This is a genomic window from Belnapia sp. F-4-1, from assembly GCF_000802185.1.
In the GTDB taxonomy this organism is placed as follows: Bacteria; Pseudomonadota; Alphaproteobacteria; order Acetobacterales; family Acetobacteraceae; genus Belnapia.
Genome location: NZ_KN676113.1, coordinates 4,978,129 through 4,993,714 on the forward strand (window position 1 = coordinate 4,978,129; position 15,586 = coordinate 4,993,714).

The 15,586-nt window shown below is 70.4% G+C and carries 14 protein-coding genes; 9 read left to right on the top strand and 5 right to left on the bottom strand.

Going from position 1 to position 15,586, the window contains the following annotated elements:
* From LH62_RS32545 to LH62_RS23470, 4 genes are all read left to right on the top strand, one after another.
* The gene (locus tag LH62_RS32545; protein ID WP_043364552.1) at positions 1-3,792 is read left to right on the top strand and encodes a translocation/assembly module TamB domain-containing protein; all 3,792 of its coding nucleotides are present in this window, start codon (positions 1-3) and stop codon (positions 3,790-3,792) included.
* Positions 3,793-3,827: 35 nt separating this feature from the next.
* Positions 3,828-4,319, top strand: coding sequence for a MarR family winged helix-turn-helix transcriptional regulator (locus LH62_RS23460; protein ID WP_052214853.1), 492 nt, complete (start codon positions 3,828-3,830; stop codon positions 4,317-4,319).
* 10 nt (positions 4,320-4,329) lie between these two features.
* The gene (locus tag LH62_RS23465; RefSeq protein WP_052214854.1) at positions 4,330-5,418 is read left to right on the top strand and encodes an HlyD family secretion protein; all 1,089 of its coding nucleotides are present in this window, start codon (positions 4,330-4,332) and stop codon (positions 5,416-5,418) included.
* A gap of 124 nt (positions 5,419-5,542) precedes the next feature.
* Positions 5,543-7,072 carry a DHA2 family efflux MFS transporter permease subunit gene (locus LH62_RS23470; RefSeq protein ID WP_043364554.1) on the top strand — a complete coding sequence of 510 codons (1,530 nt, stop codon included), beginning with the start codon at positions 5,543-5,545 and terminating at the stop codon, positions 7,070-7,072.
* A 19-nt stretch (positions 7,073-7,091) separates the two neighbouring features.
* Here LH62_RS23470 and LH62_RS23475 read toward each other — a convergent pair whose 3' ends face one another.
* Both LH62_RS23475 and LH62_RS23480 read right to left on the bottom strand, forming a co-directional pair.
* A complete protein-coding gene (locus tag LH62_RS23475) occupies positions 7,092-8,102 on the bottom strand; it encodes a nitronate monooxygenase family protein (protein WP_052214855.1) in 1,011 nt (336 codons plus the stop codon).
* Positions 8,103-8,116: 14 nt separating this feature from the next.
* A complete protein-coding gene (locus LH62_RS23480) occupies positions 8,117-8,917 on the bottom strand; it encodes an enoyl-CoA hydratase-related protein (RefSeq protein ID WP_052214856.1) in 801 nt (266 codons plus the stop codon).
* Between the two features lie 408 nt (positions 8,918-9,325).
* On the opposite strand from LH62_RS23480, the gene LH62_RS23485 reads away from it, so the two are divergent.
* The 3 genes from LH62_RS23485 to LH62_RS23495 are packed head-to-tail and all read left to right on the top strand — an operon-like array spanning position 9,326 to position 11,270.
* A complete protein-coding gene (locus LH62_RS23485; RefSeq protein WP_043364555.1) occupies positions 9,326-9,943 on the top strand; it encodes a glutathione S-transferase family protein in 618 nt (205 codons plus the stop codon).
* A 55-nt stretch (positions 9,944-9,998) separates the two neighbouring features.
* Positions 9,999-10,325 carry a hypothetical protein gene (locus tag LH62_RS23490; protein ID WP_043364556.1) on the top strand — a complete coding sequence of 109 codons (327 nt, stop codon included), beginning with the start codon at positions 9,999-10,001 and terminating at the stop codon, positions 10,323-10,325.
* A 54-nt stretch (positions 10,326-10,379) separates the two neighbouring features.
* A complete protein-coding gene (locus tag LH62_RS23495; RefSeq protein WP_043364558.1) occupies positions 10,380-11,270 on the top strand; it encodes a LysR family transcriptional regulator in 891 nt (296 codons plus the stop codon).
* 180 nt (positions 11,271-11,450) lie between these two features.
* Here the strand turns inward: LH62_RS23495 and rpsD are convergent, their stop codons facing one another.
* The gene (gene rpsD / locus LH62_RS23500; RefSeq protein ID WP_043364559.1) at positions 11,451-12,068 is read right to left on the bottom strand and encodes a 30S ribosomal protein S4; all 618 of its coding nucleotides are present in this window, start codon (positions 12,066-12,068) and stop codon (positions 11,451-11,453) included.
* A 206-nt stretch (positions 12,069-12,274) separates the two neighbouring features.
* Here rpsD and LH62_RS23505 point away from each other — a divergent pair, with 206 nt between their 5' ends.
* Positions 12,275-12,487, top strand: coding sequence for a hypothetical protein (locus tag LH62_RS23505; RefSeq protein WP_043364560.1), 213 nt, complete (start codon positions 12,275-12,277; stop codon positions 12,485-12,487).
* A gap of 21 nt (positions 12,488-12,508) precedes the next feature.
* Positions 12,509-13,057, top strand: coding sequence for an ester cyclase (locus LH62_RS23510; RefSeq protein ID WP_082012746.1), 549 nt, complete (start codon positions 12,509-12,511; stop codon positions 13,055-13,057).
* Here LH62_RS23510 and LH62_RS23515 read toward each other — a convergent pair.
* Positions 13,054-13,818 (bottom strand): RNA methyltransferase, encoded by a 765-nt coding sequence (locus LH62_RS23515; RefSeq protein ID WP_043366482.1) that lies wholly within the window; start codon positions 13,816-13,818, stop codon positions 13,054-13,056. The genes LH62_RS23510 and LH62_RS23515 overlap by 4 nt on opposite strands.
* 332 nt (positions 13,819-14,150) lie before the next feature.
* Positions 14,151-15,578 (bottom strand): cysteine--tRNA ligase, encoded by a 1,428-nt coding sequence (gene cysS, locus LH62_RS23520; RefSeq protein ID WP_043364562.1) that lies wholly within the window; start codon positions 15,576-15,578, stop codon positions 14,151-14,153.
* Between the last annotated feature and the right edge of the window lie 8 nt (positions 15,579-15,586).

Sequence of the window (15,586 nt, forward strand, 5' to 3'; positions counted from 1 at the left end):
ATGCGCTGGTTGAAATGGCTCCTCGGCGCGCTGGCGCTGCTCATCCTCCTGCCGGCGGTCGCGGTGATCGGTGCGCTTGCCTGGATCAACACCGAGGGCGGCAGCGCCTTCCTCGCCCGCCAGGCGGAGGGCTTCGTCCCCGGCCTGCATGTCGAAGGGCTCCGCGGCCCGTTGCCCGGCCATCTCGGCTTCACGCGCCTCGCCTATGCCGATGCCGAGGGCGAATGGGTCGTCCTCGACGACGGCCGCATCGACCTCGACCTGAAGGCGCTGCTTTCCCGCACCCTCCGCGTCGAGCGGATCGAGGCCGCCCGCATCGCCCTCGCCCGCCTCCCCGCCGGCGGCGAGACGGCGCCCGCCGAGCCGCGGCCTGCCTCCGACACCGTCCTTCCCCACCTCCCGCAGCTCCCGGTCGCGGTGGAGCTGAACCGCCTCGCCATCGGGCGCCTTGAGCTGGCCCAGCCCGTCCTCGGGCAGGCCGCCGCCTTCGCGCTCGATGGCGAGGCGCGCCTCGCCGCCGGCGACCTCACCGCCCGCCTCGACCTCAAGCGCCTCGACGCCCCGCTGACGGCGGCGCTGACCCTCGCCCTCACCCCGGGCGCGGACCGCCTCGCCGCCCGCCTGACGCTGGACGAAGCCCCCGGCGGCCTCATCGCCGGCTTCATCCCACCTCCCGAGGGCGGCTGGGGCGACGCTCCCCTCCACCTTGCCCTGACGCTCGACGGCCCCGCCTCCGGCGCGGCCCTCGACCTGAAGGCCGGCCTTGGCCCGCAAGTCGCGCTCACCACGACCGGCACGATCCGCGCCACGCCCGAGGGCGCCTACGGCGCCACCATGCAAGGCGAGGCCCGCGCCGGCCCCCTCCTGCCCGAGACTGTCCGCCCACTGGCGATCCCCCTCGCCTTCGCCCTCGATGCCGACCTGCCGCCCGACCGGCGCCTCGCCCTGCGCAAGCTGGAGCTGACCCTGCCCGCCGGTCGCCTCGCCGCCACCGGGACCGCCCATCTCGGCAGCGAGGCGCTCGACCTCCGCCTAGACCTCGCGCTCGCGGAGAGCGCCCGCTTCGGCCCGTTGCTGCCCGCCGGCCTCGCCTGGCAGGGCCTTGCCGCCGAGGCCCATGTCACCGGCACCATAGCGAAGCCCGCCATCGCCCTCACCGCCACGCCCGAAACGCTGGCGACCGGCGTGGCCCAGGCCGATGCCGTGCTCGGCCCCGCCCCACGCCTCGCCCTCAACGCGGCCCTTCCCGGCCCCGCCTTCGATGCGACGCTCGACGCCGCCAATGGCCGCCTCACCGCGAAGGGCAACCTCGCCGAGCCCATCGCCCTCGACGCCACCCTTTCCCTCCCCCGGCTGGAGGTGCTCGGCGCCGGCTCCGAAGGCGCGCTGGAGGCGACCGTCCAGGCGACCGGCAAGCTCGCCGACCCCGACCTCACCCTCGCCGCCCGCTCCGGCCGCATCGCCGCCGCCGGGCGGGTGCTGGAAGGTCTGGCCCTCGACGCCCAAATCGCCACCCCCGTCTCCGCCCCGCGCGGCACCGCCCAGCTCCGCGCGACGCTTGACGGCCAGCCCGTCACCCTAGACTTCCGCGGCCGCCCGGACGGCCAGGCGGTCGAGATCGAAGCCGCCGAGGCCCGCCTCGGCCCCGCCCAGTTCACCGCCACCGGCCGCCTCGACCCGGCGGCGAAGCTCTTCGCCGGCACCGCCCGGCTTGAGGCGCCCGACCTCGCCCCTCTCGGCCGCCTCGCCGGCCTCGCCGGCCTCGCCGGCCGCATCACCCTCGACGCGCAGCTGGAGCCCCGCGACGGCATTCAAGGTTTCGACCTGAAGCTCGACGCCCCCCGCCTCGCCTATGCCGGGCAGCAGGGCAACCTCGCCGCCACCGTCGCCGGCACCCCCGCCGCCCTCGACTGGACCCTGCGCGGCAAGGCGACCCAGGGCGAACTTTCCGGCCGCGGCCGCGTCACGGAGACGAATGGCGCCTACCGCCTCGACCTGGCCGCCCTCCAGGCCGAGGCCCAGGGCGAGACCCTCCGCCTCGCCACCCCGGCCCGCATCACCTACGGCGCCGATGGCGGCATCGACATCGCCAACCTGGCGCTCGCCATCGGGAATGGCGGCCGCGTCCAGGCCGCCGGCCGCTGGGGGCCTGAGCGGGCTGATCTCGGCATTACCATCGCCGCGCTGCCGCTCGCGCTGGCCGAGCGCTTCGCCCCCGACATCAAGCCGCGGGGGATGATCACCGGCGATGTCCGCGCCACCGGCCCGACCGCGAAGCCCGAGATCCGCGCCCGCCTCAGTGGCACCGGCCTCGGCGCCGGGGCCGATTGGGCCCGCGGCCTGCCGCCCGTCACCCTCCGCGCCGAAGGCAGCATGATCGGCACCGTCACCGAGGCCCGCGCCGAGATCGCCGCCGGCCCCGCCGGCACCGTCACCGCCACCGCCCGCCTGCCGCGCGGCTTCGACCCCGACTCCCCGCTGGCCGCCAGCCTCGACGGATCGCTGAACCTCGCCCCCCTCGCCGGCCCCTTCCTCGCCGCCGGCGCCGACCGCGTCGCCGGCCGCCTGGCCCTGGCGCTCCGGGCCGAAGGCAGTATCGGCACTCCCCGCCTCGGCGGCCGTGCGACCCTCAGCGGCGGCGACTACCGCAACGCGACCACCGGCGTCCGCCTCTCGGACATAGGCGGCATCATCACCGGCGAGGGTACCCGCCTCGTGATCGAGCGGCTCGAGGGCAAGACCCTCGGCAACGGCACCATCGGCATCCGCGGCAGCATCGATGCCGGCGCCGCAGGCCTGCCCGCCGACCTCGTCATCACCGCCCGCAACGCCCGCCCCGTCGCCTCCGACCTCGGCACGGCGACCATCGGCGCCGACATCACGGTGCGGGGCCCGATTACCGGCGGCGGCACCGTTGCCGGCGAGGTGCGGATCGAGCAGGCGGAGCTGCGCGTGCCGGAGAAGCTGCCCGCCAGCGTCCCGACCCTCACCAATGTCCGCCAGCGCGGCCGCCTGCCGCCGGGCGTCATCCCGCCCGAGCCGCCGGCGAAGGCCGGCCCGGCCACCTCGGCCGCCCCGCCGCTGAACCTCGCGGTGAAGGTGACGGCGCGTCGCGTCTTCATCCGTGGGCGCGGCCTCGAGGTGGAGATGGGCGGCGCCATCGATGTCGGCGGCACCGTCGCCGCCCCGGTCCCCTCCGGCAGCCTCAACCTGGTGCGGGGCACGCTCAACATCCTGACCCGCACGCTGACCTTCAAGCGCGGCACGATCGGCTTCAACGCCGGTACCTTCGTCCCGCAGCTCGACATGGCGGCGGAGGCGACCGCCAGCACCACGACCATCACCGTGACCGTCACCGGCCCGGCCAACGCGCCGAAGATCGGCTTCACCTCCACGCCGGAGCTGCCGCAGGACGAGGTGCTGGCCCGCCTGCTGTTCGGCCGATCAACCAGCAACCTGTCGCCCTTCGAGATCGCCCAGATCGCCGCCGCCGTTGCCCAGCTCACCGGGATCGGCGGCTCTGGCGGCGGGCCGCTGGACCGCGTCCGCAGCGCGCTGGGCCTCGACCGCCTCGGCGTCAGCGGCGCCCAGGGCAATGCCACCGGCGCGACTGTGGAGGCCGGGCGCTACGTCGCACCCGGCGTCTTCCTCGGCGTCCGCCAGGGGACCAGCGGGGGCCAGACCGGCGTCGGCGTGCAGGTGGAGATCACCCCGCGCATCAAAGTCGAGGGCCAGACCGCCACCGGCCCCGCCGGCGACCGCATCGGCCTCTCCTACGAGCTGGAATATTGATGCCCTGAGGCACGGCGACGTGACCGCTGATCCTGATGCAGCTGATAATAACGCTGCTTATATTCATCGGCGTGACGACCCTGCCGAACGACGACCTGCTTCTCCTGCTGACCGACGTGGCGCGGCTGATCCGCACCATGGCGGACCGCGTCGCCCGCGCGCATGGCATGACCCGAGCGCAATGGGTGATCCTGGTCCGCCTCCGCCGGCATGACGGCCTGACCCAGCGCGAACTGGCCGAGCTGCTGGAGGTCGAGCCGATCACCGTCGGCCGTCTGGTCGATCGCCTTGCCGCCCGCCACCTGATCGAGCGCCGCGCCGACCCGAGCGACCGCCGCGTGTGGCGCCTGCACCTGCGGCCCGAGGCGGCGCCGGTGCTGGCCGAGATCGACGAGGCCAAGGCCGCCTTCGACGCGACCACCACCCGTAACATGCCCGAGGCCCAGCGCGCCGCGGTGCGCGACGCCCTGCTGCTGATGAAATCCAACCTGCTGGCCGGCGAGACAGACGCCGACTTCGCTGCCTGAGAGTGGTCCCATGCCCGAAGGTTCGATCCGCGTCGAAAAGCCCGAGACCGGGGTCGCACCCGCCCCGCCGAAGCGTCGCCGCTGGCTGCGCCCGGCGCTGATGCTCGGCGGCGTCCTTGCAGTCGTCGCCGGTTCCGGGCTGTTCTGGCTGAACGGAGGCCGCTATGCCGGCACCGACGACGCCTATGTCCAGGCCGACCGGCTGATGCTGGCCACCGACGTCTCCGGCATCGTCCAGCGCATCGACGTGCATGAGGGCGACCGGGTGACGCAGGGCCAAGTCCTGGTCCAGCTCGACGCCTCGCCCTTCCGCCACGCCCTCGACCAGGCGCGCGCCCAGCTCCAGCAGACCGCGCTGAGCCTCGAGGCGATGCAGGCCGATTATCAACGACTGCTGCGCGATGCCGCGGCGCAGGAGGCCGCCGTCGCCCTCGCCCAGGCCACCTTCGACCGCGCCGCGCAGATCGTGAACAGCGGCGCCGTCACCCGCTCCGCCTATGACCAAGCGCGCTACGGGTTGCTGCAAGCGCAGCAGCAGCTCGAATCGCTCCGCGCCCAGGCCCGGGTCCAGCTGGCCAGGCTCGGCGGCAGGCCTGACCAGCCGGCCGAGCAGCACCCCGACTACCTCGAAGCCGCTGCCCGCCTCGCCGAGGCGCAACGCCAACTCGACCACACCACCTTTCGCGCGCCCTATGCGGGCGTCGTGACGCAAGTCTCGACCTTGCAGCCCGGCCAGTACCTCGCCGCCGCATCGCCCGCCTTCGCCCTCGTCTCCTCCGACCATGTCTGGGTGGACGCGCTGCCGAAGGAGACCGACCTCACCCATGTGAAGCCGGGCGATGCGGCGACCGTCACCATCGACACCTATCCCGGCATCACCTGGAAGGCGGTGGTCGAGAGCATCAGCCCCGCCTCGGGCTCCACCTTCAGCGTGCTGCCGGCGCAGAACGCCTCCGGCAACTGGGTAAAGGTGGTGCAGCGCATCCCGGTGCGCATCCGCGTCGAGCAGCCGGCCGATGCGCCGCCGCTGCGCTCGGGGATGAGCGCCATCGTCTCGATCGACACCGGCCACGAGCGGCACCTCTCGGACATCTTCTAGTTTTCCCCACGACGCCGCTTGCGCGGTGCCGCGGGGGCCTCGGATCTTCCCTCACGCCCGATGCTTCGGTCCCGCCTTCCGCGGCTGAGCCGCGGAACGGCACCGGCAAGGGCAGGAACAGACAATGAGCGAGCAAACGGTGCCGCATCGCGGCATCATCACCGTCTGCGCCATGGTGGCGACGCTGATGCAGGCGCTGGACGGCACCATCGCCAATGTCGCCCTGCCCTACATGCAGGGCGGGCTGGCCGCGACCTCCGACCAGATCACCTGGGTGCTGACCAGCTACATCACCGCGGCCGCCATCCTGACCGCGCCGGTCGGCTTCCTCGTCACCCGCTTCGGCCGGCGCGCGGTCTTCCTCGCCTCGGTTGGCGGCTTCACCCTCGCCTCCGTGGCCTGCGGCGCGGCGCAGTCGCTCGACCAGATGGTGATCTTCCGCCTGCTGCAAGGCGCCTTCGGCGCGGCGCTGGTGCCGCTCAGCCAGTCCACCATGCTCGACATCTACCCGCCCGAGCAGCGCGGCTCCGCCATGGCGATCTGGGGTATGGGCGTGATGGTCGGCCCGATCCTCGGCCCCACCCTCGGCGGCTACCTGACCGAGAACCTCAACTGGCGCTGGGTCTTCTACGTCAACTTGCCCTTCGGCATCCTCGCCCTGCTCGGCCTGCTGTTCTTCCTGCCGAAAGGAGAGACGCAATCCGGCCGCCGCTTCGACTGGTTCGGCTTCGGCGTGCTCGCGCTCGGCGTCGGCGCGCTGCAGATCATGCTCGACCGCGGCGAGCTGCTGAACTGGTTCGGCTCCACCGAGATCATCGTGGAAGCGGTGCTCGCCGGGCTCGGCCTCTACCTCTTCCTCGTCCACATGGCGACAGCCGAGCGGCCCTTCATTCCGCCGCGCATCTTCCGCGACCGCAACTTCGCCGCTGGGCTCGGCATCATGTTCGCGGTCGGCGTCATCCTCTTCGCCACCTCGGCGCTTCTCGCACCCTATCTCCAGACGCTCGGCAACTACCCCGTCTTCACAGCCGGCCTGGCGATGGCCCCTCGCGGCCTCGGCACCATGGCCGCGATGTTCATCGCCGGGCGGCTCGCCAGCCGCTTCGACCCGCGCAAGGTGATGGCCATGGGCGTGCTGATCCTTGCCTGGACGCTTTGGGAGATGACCGGCTGGACGCCCGACGTCTCGATGTGGACGCTGGTGACGGCGACGATCCTGCAGGGCGTGGGTTTAGGCTTCGTCTTCATCCCGCTGAACCTCGTCGCCTTCGCAACCCTCGACCCGGCGATGCGTACCGACGGCACCTCGCTCATCAGCCTGCTGCGAAACCTCGGCAGCGCCATCGGCATCTCGGCGATGGCGGCGATGCTGACGCGCAACACCCAGATCGTGCATGCGGACCTGGCGATGCACGTCTCGCCTCTGAACCGGGTCTTCGACATGCCCGCGGTGCATCGCTGGTGGGACCCATCCACCATCCCTGGCGCCGCGCTGCTGAACCAGGAGATCACGCGCCAGGCCAGCATCATCGCCTATGCCGACGACTACTGGCTGCTGATGATCCTGGCGTTGGCAATGCTCCTCCTGCTGCCGCTGATGAAGCGCCCGCCCAAGGCCGCAGCGCCCGACCCGGCGCATGCGGCGATGGACTGAGGCGCGGCGGGCGGCGGCCCTACTCGGCCGCCGCCGCCTCCATCACGGCCTCCCAGGCGGGATTGATCAACGGGCACCCGGCCCCGAGCCTTGCCCGCGCCGCGTGGTACTCCCGCCGCCAGCGCGCCACCACATCGCCCGCCGGCTCCACCGCCTTCACCGCGCCGATCCCCTGCCCGGCACCCCAGATGTCCTTCCAGCGCTTCTTGCGGTCGGAGCTGAAATCCATCTTGCTCGGGTCGCTCTCCGGCAGGTTGTCCGGGTCGAGCCCCGCGCGCAGCAGGCTCGGCTTCATGTAGTTGCCGTGCACGCCGGTGATGAGGTTGGTGTAGACGATGTCCTCCGCCCCGCACTCCAGCATCATCTGCTGCTGCTCCGGCTGCGCCCGCGCCTCCTTTGTCGCGATGAAGGCGCTGCCCGCATAGGCGAAGTCGGCGCCCAGCGCCTCGGCGGCCAGCACGCTCCGCCCATTGGCGATGGCGCCCGAGAGCGCGATCGGCCCGTCGAACCAAGCCCGCGTTTCCTGCACGAAGCCGAAGGGCGAGAGCGCCCCCGCATGCCCGCCCGCCCCGGCGCAGACCAGCACCAGCCCGTCCGCCCCCTTGTCGACCGCGCTATGGGCGAAGCGCTGGTTGATTACATCGTGCAGCACATGGCCGCCATAGGAATGCACCGCCTGGTTCACCTCCGGCCGCGCGCCGAGCGAGGTGATGATCAACGGCACCTTGTGCTTCACGCAGATGGCGAGGTCATGCTCCAGCCGGTCGTTCGACTTGTGCACGATGAGGTTGATGGCGAAGGGCGCCGCCGGCCGGTCCGGGTGCCGCGCGTCATGCGCCGCGAGCCGCTCCTTGATCTCGATCACCCATTCCTCGAACTGCTCCGCCGGCCGCGCATTGAGCGAGGGCATCGCGCCGATGATCCCCGCCGTGCATTGCGCGACGACGAGGTCGGGCACCGAGATGATGAAGAGCGGCGAGCCGATGAGCGGCAGCGAGAGCCGGCCCTTGAGGGATTCGACGAGGGACATGCGCGGCTCCTCCTTCAGCGCTTCGGCTTCAGCACATTGGCCATGATCGCCTGGGTTTCGGCGGTCCTGAGCTGCGCGGCGAGGATATTCCTCTCCTCCTCCATCCGCTCGAGCAGGATGGCATGGTGCTGCCGCAGCAGCCGCCGCGTCAGCCGCATCGCCTCCGGCGGCTTCGCCGCCAGCACCGCCGCCGTCGCCCGCGCATTCGGCAGCAACTCGGCGCGCTCCATGATGCGGTTGACGAAGCCCATCTCCTTCGCCGCCTCGGCGCCGAAGAACTCGCCGAGCAGCATCAGCTCCGCCGCCTTCTGCCGCCCCACCATCCAGGGCACGATCATCGAGGAGCCGAGCTCCGGCACCAGGCCGAGATCGACGAAGGGCATGCGGAAGCGCGCCTCGGGCGCCGCATAGACGATGTCGCAATGCATCAGCATGGTGCAGCCGATGCCGATGGCGAGGCCCGGCACCGCGGCGACGATCGGCTTCTCGTAATTCGCCAGCCCATAATAGAAGCGCTTGCTTGGCGGCGGGGCATTCGGGTCCTCCGGCGCGCGATTCTGGAACTCGCCGATGTCGTTCCCGGCGCAGAACACCTCGCCCGCGCCGGTCAGCAGGAGGCAACGTACGTCGGGGTTGGCGGCACTCTCCTCGATCGCCGAGGCAAGGCCGGCATACATGGTCCGCGTAAGCGAATTCTTCTTTTCCGGCCGCGCGATCACCACGGTACAGACCCCGTCGGCGACCGAGACCTCGATGTTCTCAACTGCGGCACCTGAATGCTGCGTTTTCAAATTCTTGGCGTCGGCATCCGGCATGGTTTCGTACCTCCCATCCGTACCCAAGCACATCCCTCCTCGTTTCACAAAAGGTCCCAACCATACGGACCTCGTGGGGGCGCTCGAACGCTTGTCTTCAAGATGGCATCGGGGTCCTGCTGAGCGCTGCGGCAGAGCGCCCATGCCGAGGCATGGCCTTCGCCGCGCTCGCGGCTCGCCGGACTGCCTGGGATGGCCATGCCATGTTCGACGCCTGCGGGGCTGGAGCAGGTTCGCGGAGGACGCAGCACTCGTCCACCAAGTGAGGACCGGCGCCCTCAGCAGTTGATTATTCCAATCTGGACAACAATGAACTGTCCGCAGCGGAGATTCTCCTCACTGCTCCTTGGCACCACCTTTCCCATGCGGCTCGGGACCGGTCCCGGCCAGGGTGCCAGGAAGGCGACCATGAAGCTCTATCATCACCCCCTCTCCGGGCATGCGCACCGGGCGCGGCTGTTCCTCTCGCTGCTCGGCGTCCCGCACGAGGCAATCGAGGTCGACCTGAAGGCGGGCGCGCACAAAACGCCGGAGTTCCTTGCCCTCAACCCGTTCGGGCAGGTGCCTGTGCTCGACGACGACGGCACAGTCGTCCCGGACTCGAACGCGATCCTCGTCTACATTGCCCGCAAGTTCGAGCGGACCGACTGGCTGCCCGAGGATCCCAAGGGCGCGGCCGCCGTGCAGCGCTGGCTGTCGGTGGCGGCCGGCGAACTCGCCTACGGTCCGGCCGCCGCGCGCCTCGTCACCGTGTTCGGTGCCAGTTTCCGGTCCGAGGAGGTGATCGGCCGGGCGCACACGATGCTGCGCCGCCTGGAGGCTCACCTGGCCGGCCGCGACTGGCTGGTCGGCGAGCACCCCACCATCGCCGATGTCGCGCTCTACAGCTACGTCGCGCGTGCGCCCGAAGGCAATGTCGACCTGTCGGGCTACCACCGGGTCAACGCCTTCCTTCGCCGGATCGAGGCTCTGCCGGGCTTCCTCCCCTTCGCCGTGACGCCGGCCGGTCTCACGGCCGCCGCGTGACGGCGCGTGCCCGGACGCGCCATTCGCCGCGCCCGACCCGAAGGGGAGAGCGTCCATGAACGGTGGTCTGACGATGTCGAAGCTCTCGACCTGGTATCAAGGCGAGAAGGCCATTCAGCAACAGGCCGGCGTCGCCGACCGCATGGAGGAGGTGGGCCGGCGTGTGGTGCGGGACTACATGCCCGACCAGCATCGCGCGTCCCAGGCCCATCCGCCCTTCATCGTTGCCGGCAGCGTCGACCGGCGAGGGGACGCCTGGGCCATCTTGATTGCCGAGAGGCCGGCTTCATCGACCCGCCCACCCCGACACCGCTCAAATCGCGGCACGGCTTCCCAGGCGCCGTTCACCATGCCGCCACAGTCCAGCGGCGCGTTCCCATGAGCAGTTGCAGTCGTTACTCTTGAAGGTTGAACAGCCTGAGACGGGGAATGGATCATGGACCGCTGGCAGGCCATGCGCATCTTTGCGAAGGTTGCCGAAACGGCAAGCTTCGCGGAGACCGCCCGTCTGTTGCACATGAGCGCTCCGGCAGTCACCCGTGCAGTGGCTGCCCTCGAGGGAGCCATCGGTGCCCGGCTGCTGGTTCGCACCACGCGGTCCGTGAAGCTCACGGAGGCGGGCAGCCGCTACCATGAAGATTGCCGCCGCATCCTCGCCGACATCGTCGAGGCGGAGGCCGCGGCTGCCGGCTCCTATGCGACACCGTCAGGCACCCTCGCCGTGACGGCATCCGTCCTCTTCGGCCACATGCACGTGCTGCCCATCGTGACCGACTACCTCGACACCTACCCGACCATGTCGGCGCGGACGCTTTTCGTCGACCGTCCCGTCAGCATCGTCGAGGAAGGCATCGATGTCGCGGTCCGCATCGGCCATCTCTCGGATTCCGGCTTCACGGCCGCCAAGGTGGGCACGGTGCGCCGCGTCATCTGCGGCTCGCCCGCCTATTTCGAGAAGCATGGAATCCCGGCGACTCCGCAGGACCTGAAGGACCACCGCATCGCCATGTCCACGGGTGCATGGGCATCGCCGGAGTGGCGGTTCGCGCAGGATCAGCGCGTGAGGGTCCATCCCGTCCTGCAGAGCAATACGAACGAGGCTGGCATCGCCGCTGCCCTGGCGGGCTGGGGGCTGACGCGGGTCCTGCATTACCAGATCGGCCCAGCCCTGCTCGAAGGCCGCTTGCGGGTCGTGCTCGCCGACTACGAGGAGCCGCCGCTACCCATCCATCTGCTGTACGCCCAGGGACGCCAGGCGCCGGCGAAGGTGAGGACGTTTGTCGACCTGGCGGTGACGCGTCTGCGCGCGAACAGGCTGCTCAACTGAAGATTGCTGACCGAAATCCTGGCCACCTTGGTGCCGCGCAACGTGCCGGCGGACTTCGCTCAGCAGGCAGCGCGATGGCAGGCAATATGGGCGGGCATAAAAAATAAGAGGGGAAGGCTGTGCCCTCCCCCCTTGCAACACCTTCCCAACATGGGAGCTTCCGCTGAGCCCAGCGCAACCTTACCGCGAGTAGAACTCGACGACCAGGTTCGGCTCCATCTGCACCGGATAGGGCACGTCGGAAAGCTTCGGCGCCCGGACGAAGCGGCCACGCATGGCGCGGTGGTCGATCTCGATATACTCCGGCACGTCACGCTCGCCGTTCTGCACGGCGTCGAGCACGACGGTCATCTGCTTCGACTTCTCCTTCACCTCGATCAGGTCGTTGTCCTTGACTTGGTAGGAGGAGATGTTGAGGCGCTTGCCGTTCACCAGCACATGGCCATGGTTCACGAACTGCCGCGCGGCGAAGGGCGTGACGGCCAGCTTCATGCGGTAGACCACGCAGTCGAGCCGGCGCTCGAGCAGGGCGATGAGGTTCTCGGAGGTGTCGCCCTTGCGGCGCACGGCCTCTTCGTAATACTTGCGGAACTGCTTCTCGCCGATGTTGCCGTAATAGCCCTTCAGCTTCTGCTTCGCCATGAGCTGGACGCCGAAGTCGGTCGGCTTCTGCTTGCGGCGGGCGCCATGCTGGCCGGGGATGGTCTCGCGCTTGTTAATCGGGCTCTTGGCCCGGCCCCAGAGATTGACCCCGAGGCGGCGGTTGATCTTGTACTTGGATTCAAGGCGCTTGGTCATAGGCTCATGCGTTCCGCCCCGGTTTCCGGATGCGGCCTTCCGCTAGCGATGTTGTCCCGGTAGGCCCAGGCCCGGTACGGGCAAAAGCGGGCGCGCAGCGGTCCAAGTTCCCTTGGGCTGCGTCCACGTTCCCAGGAAGAAGCGGGCCTATAGAAGCGGAGGGGGCGGCTTGTCAAACCCTCGCTTCGGGGCCTAATGCCCATCCCATGGTGACACGTGCGGAAGTCCTCATCCTCGGCCTGACCGCCGGCGTGGTCGGCAGCCTCGTCGGCGGGCTTATGCTCGGCATCGGCCTCGGCCTTGTTGTGCAGAACGTGCATATGGGCTGGCTGTTGGTGCTGCCCGCGGCGCCGGTGGCAGGGCTCCTCGGCTACGCCCTGGCCCGGAAGCTGGCGAACCGGCTGCCAAAGCCGCAGTGACCGCAACCGGGAGGCCAGACGATGCCCGGCCATGACCTTGTCGCGCTCTGGGAAGCGCATTGCCGCTACGAGTTCGAAACCCGCGACGTGGAGGCAACCATGGCCTCCATGGTGCCCGAGCCCTACGTGAACCACGTCCCGACCATGACCGGGGGCGTCGGGCACGACCAGCTCAAGCGCTTCTATAAATATCATTTCATCGGCGCCAACCCGCCGGATACCGAGCTGGTGCCGATCAGCCGCACCGTCGGCGAGAGCAGCATCGTCGACGAGATGATCTTCCGCTTCACCCATACCTCCGGCGTCGACTGGATGCTGCCGGGCGTGCCGCCGACGGGGCGGCGGGTGGAGGTGGCCCTCGTCGCCATCGTGCAGTTCGCGGGCGACAAGCTGGTGCACGAGCACATCTACTGGGACCAGGCTTCGGTGCTGGTGCAGGTCGGGCTGCTCGACCCGAAGGGCCTGCCGGTCGCCGGCGCCGAGGCCGCGCGCAAGGTCGTCGACAAGACCCAGCCGAGCAATGCGCTGATGGGCGAGGACTGGGCACGGAGCGAGACCAGGCCGATCTAGTCCAGGTCCGGCCGCCCCCGCCGCATTCGCCCTTGGGAAAGCTCCGTCACCACGCCATGAAGGGTGCGGAGTTCCTGCTCCGTCACCTCGCCGCGCTCGAACCAGTGGCGGAGGTTGCGGACCATGTTCGCCCGTTTCTTCTCCGGCTCGAGGAAGCCCGAGGCGTCCAGCTCGCCGATCAGCCGGTCGAGGAAGGCCTCGAGCAGTCCCTTGCTGGCGACCGCCGTGCCGTTGGTGACAAGACGGCGGGAGGGCGTCGTCTCGCGGGCCGTCCACCACTCATAGGCGAAAATCATGACCGCCTGGGCGAGGTTCAGCGACATATGCGCCGGGTTCAGCGGGTAGCGGACCAGCGTGTCGGCATGGGCCATGTCGTCGGCCTCGAGGCCGGCGCGCTCCGGGCCGAAAAGCACGGCGCAGCGCAGGCCGCGCTCGTTGACCTCCCGCACATCCTCGGCCGCGGCGCGGGCGGTGCGCAGCGGCTTGATCATGTGGCGCGGCCGCGGGCAGGTGGCGAAGACGCGGTGGCAATCGGCGATGGCGCTCGGCACGTCCGGGAAGACCTGCACGGCATCGAGGATGGCATCGGCGCCGGAAGCGGTGCGCCAGGCGCGGTCCTGCGGCCAGCCATCGCGCGGCGCGACCAGGCGGAGGTGGAAGAGCCCGCCATTCGCCATGGCACGGGCGGTGGTGCCAATGTTCTCGGCGAGCTGCGGGCGGACGAGGACGACGACGGGGCTCTCGCCCGGCGCCGGCTGCAGCTTCGCCGCCGGCTTGCCGCCGCGGGTCCAGGCATCGGGCACCACGCGGTGGATGCCGAGGGCGAAGGCGAGCGGCGCATGCAGCCGCCACCCCTCCCCTGCCCGCTCGGCGACCAGGGCGAGCGGCTCCTCCGGCATGTCGGCCTCGAGCGCCGCGGCCAGTTCGGCGGCGAGCGCCCGGTACTCGGCGATGGGCTGCCCCGCCGCCGCCGCGAGGGCCGCCTCGGTCGCGGTGCAGCCCGGCGCGTCGAGATGGGCGCGGAACCAGGCGCGCTTCGGGTCGGTCAGGGCGATGCGCTTCAGCGCATCCATCCAGTCCTCGGCGGAGTGGCTCACGCCCGCCGCCAGGTGGTGCCCTGCGGGCCATCCTCGAGCAGGACTCCCTTGGCCTTCAGCGCGTCGCGGATGCGGTCCGCCTCGGCGAAGTCCCGCGCCTTGCGGGCGGCGAGGCGGTCGGCGATGGCCTGCTCCACCCACCCCGTATCCTCGCCGCCGCGCAGCCAGGCCTCGGGTTCGGAGGGGTGCAGGCCGATCAGCGCGGCGGCCTCGCGGAAGGCCTCCGCGGCAAGGCCGGCGACGACAGGCCAGGGCTTGCCGATGCGGTGCAGCACCGAAGTCGCGCTCCCGCCGACGCTGGCGACGTTTTCCAGGGTACGCAGGTCGCGCAACCGGGTGAGTGCCAGCGGCGTGTTGAGGTCATCGAGCAGCGGCTCCAACGCCCAGTCCACCATGGCATTGCGCGTCATCTCGTGCCCATCGGCAGGCGCCACGGCGCGGGCGAGCATGGCATAGCCGTCGTCCAGCTCCGCCTTCGCCTCATCCAGCCCGGCGAAGGTGAAGTCGAGGTCGGCGCGGTAATGGGTGCGCAGTAGCAGCAGACGGAAAGCCTCTCCAGCCCAGGCGCCGCGGGCCAGGATGTCGCGTACGGTGAGGAAGTTGCCGAGCGACTTCGACATTTTCTCGCCATTGACGCGCAACATGCCGTTGTGCAGCCAGACATTCGCCATGCGCGGCGTGCCGAAGGCGCAGCGGCTCTGCGCCAGCTCGTTCTCATGGTGCGGGAAGATCAGGTCATGGCCGCCGCCATGAATGTCGAAGACCTCACCCAGCGCCTGCCAGGACATGGCCGAGCACTCGATATGCCAGCCGGGCCGGCCGCGGCCCCAGGGGCTGTCCCATCCGGGCGTCGCCTCGTCCGAGGGTTTCCACAGCACGAAGTCGCCCGGGTCCCGCTTGTAGGGCGCGACATCGACCCGTGCGCCCGCAACCAGCTCATCCGGGCTGCGGCCGGAGAGCGTGCCGTATTCCGGGAAGGAGGGCACGCTGAACAGCACATGGCCCTCGGCGGCATAGGCATGGCCACGGGCGATCAGCCGCTCGATCAGCGCGATCATCGGCGCGATGGACTGCGTCGCGCGCGGCTCCTCATCCGGCGGCAGGGCGCCGAGCGCCGCCATGTCGGTGTGGAAGTCGGCCGTGGTGCGGGCGGTGATGGCGCCGATCGGCTCGCCGCTCTCGGCCGCGCGCGCGTTGATCTTGTCGTCCACGTCGGTGACGTTGCGGACATAGGTGAGGCGCGGATAGAGCCGCCGCAGCAGCCGGGCGAGCGTGTCGAAGACCACCACCGGCCGCGCATTCCCGAGATGCGCCAGGTCGTAGACGGTTGGGCCGCAGACATAGAGCCGCACATGGCCGGGATCGATCGGCACGAATTCCTCTTTCGTGCGCGTCAGGCTGTTGTGCAAATGGAGCTGGGTCATCGAGGGGT

Excerpts from the sequence above, each read along its gene's own strand:
- LH62_RS32545 (WP_043364552.1), top strand. The coding sequence starts at position 1 with ATGCGCTGGTTGAAATGGCTCCTCGGCGCGCTGGCGCTGCTCATCCTC.
- LH62_RS23460 (WP_052214853.1), top strand. The coding sequence starts at position 3,828 with ATGCAGCTGATAATAACGCTGCTTATATTCATCGGCGTGACGACCCTG.
- LH62_RS23465 (WP_052214854.1), top strand. The coding sequence starts at position 4,330 with ATGCCCGAAGGTTCGATCCGCGTCGAAAAGCCCGAGACCGGGGTCGCA.
- LH62_RS23470 (WP_043364554.1), top strand. The coding sequence starts at position 5,543 with ATGAGCGAGCAAACGGTGCCGCATCGCGGCATCATCACCGTCTGCGCC.
- LH62_RS23475 (WP_052214855.1), bottom strand. The coding sequence starts at position 8,102 with ATGTCCCTCGTCGAATCCCTCAAGGGCCGGCTCTCGCTGCCGCTCATC.
- LH62_RS23480 (WP_052214856.1), bottom strand. The coding sequence starts at position 8,917 with ATGCCGGATGCCGACGCCAAGAATTTGAAAACGCAGCATTCAGGTGCC.
- LH62_RS23485 (WP_043364555.1), top strand. The coding sequence starts at position 9,326 with ATGAAGCTCTATCATCACCCCCTCTCCGGGCATGCGCACCGGGCGCGG.
- LH62_RS23490 (WP_043364556.1), top strand. The coding sequence starts at position 9,999 with ATGAACGGTGGTCTGACGATGTCGAAGCTCTCGACCTGGTATCAAGGC.
- LH62_RS23495 (WP_043364558.1), top strand. The coding sequence starts at position 10,380 with ATGGACCGCTGGCAGGCCATGCGCATCTTTGCGAAGGTTGCCGAAACG.
- rpsD (WP_043364559.1), bottom strand. The coding sequence starts at position 12,068 with ATGACCAAGCGCCTTGAATCCAAGTACAAGATCAACCGCCGCCTCGGG.
- LH62_RS23505 (WP_043364560.1), top strand. The coding sequence starts at position 12,275 with ATGGTGACACGTGCGGAAGTCCTCATCCTCGGCCTGACCGCCGGCGTG.
- LH62_RS23510 (WP_082012746.1), top strand. The coding sequence starts at position 12,509 with ATGCCCGGCCATGACCTTGTCGCGCTCTGGGAAGCGCATTGCCGCTAC.
- cysS (WP_043364562.1), bottom strand. The coding sequence starts at position 15,578 with ATGACCCAGCTCCATTTGCACAACAGCCTGACGCGCACGAAAGAGGAA.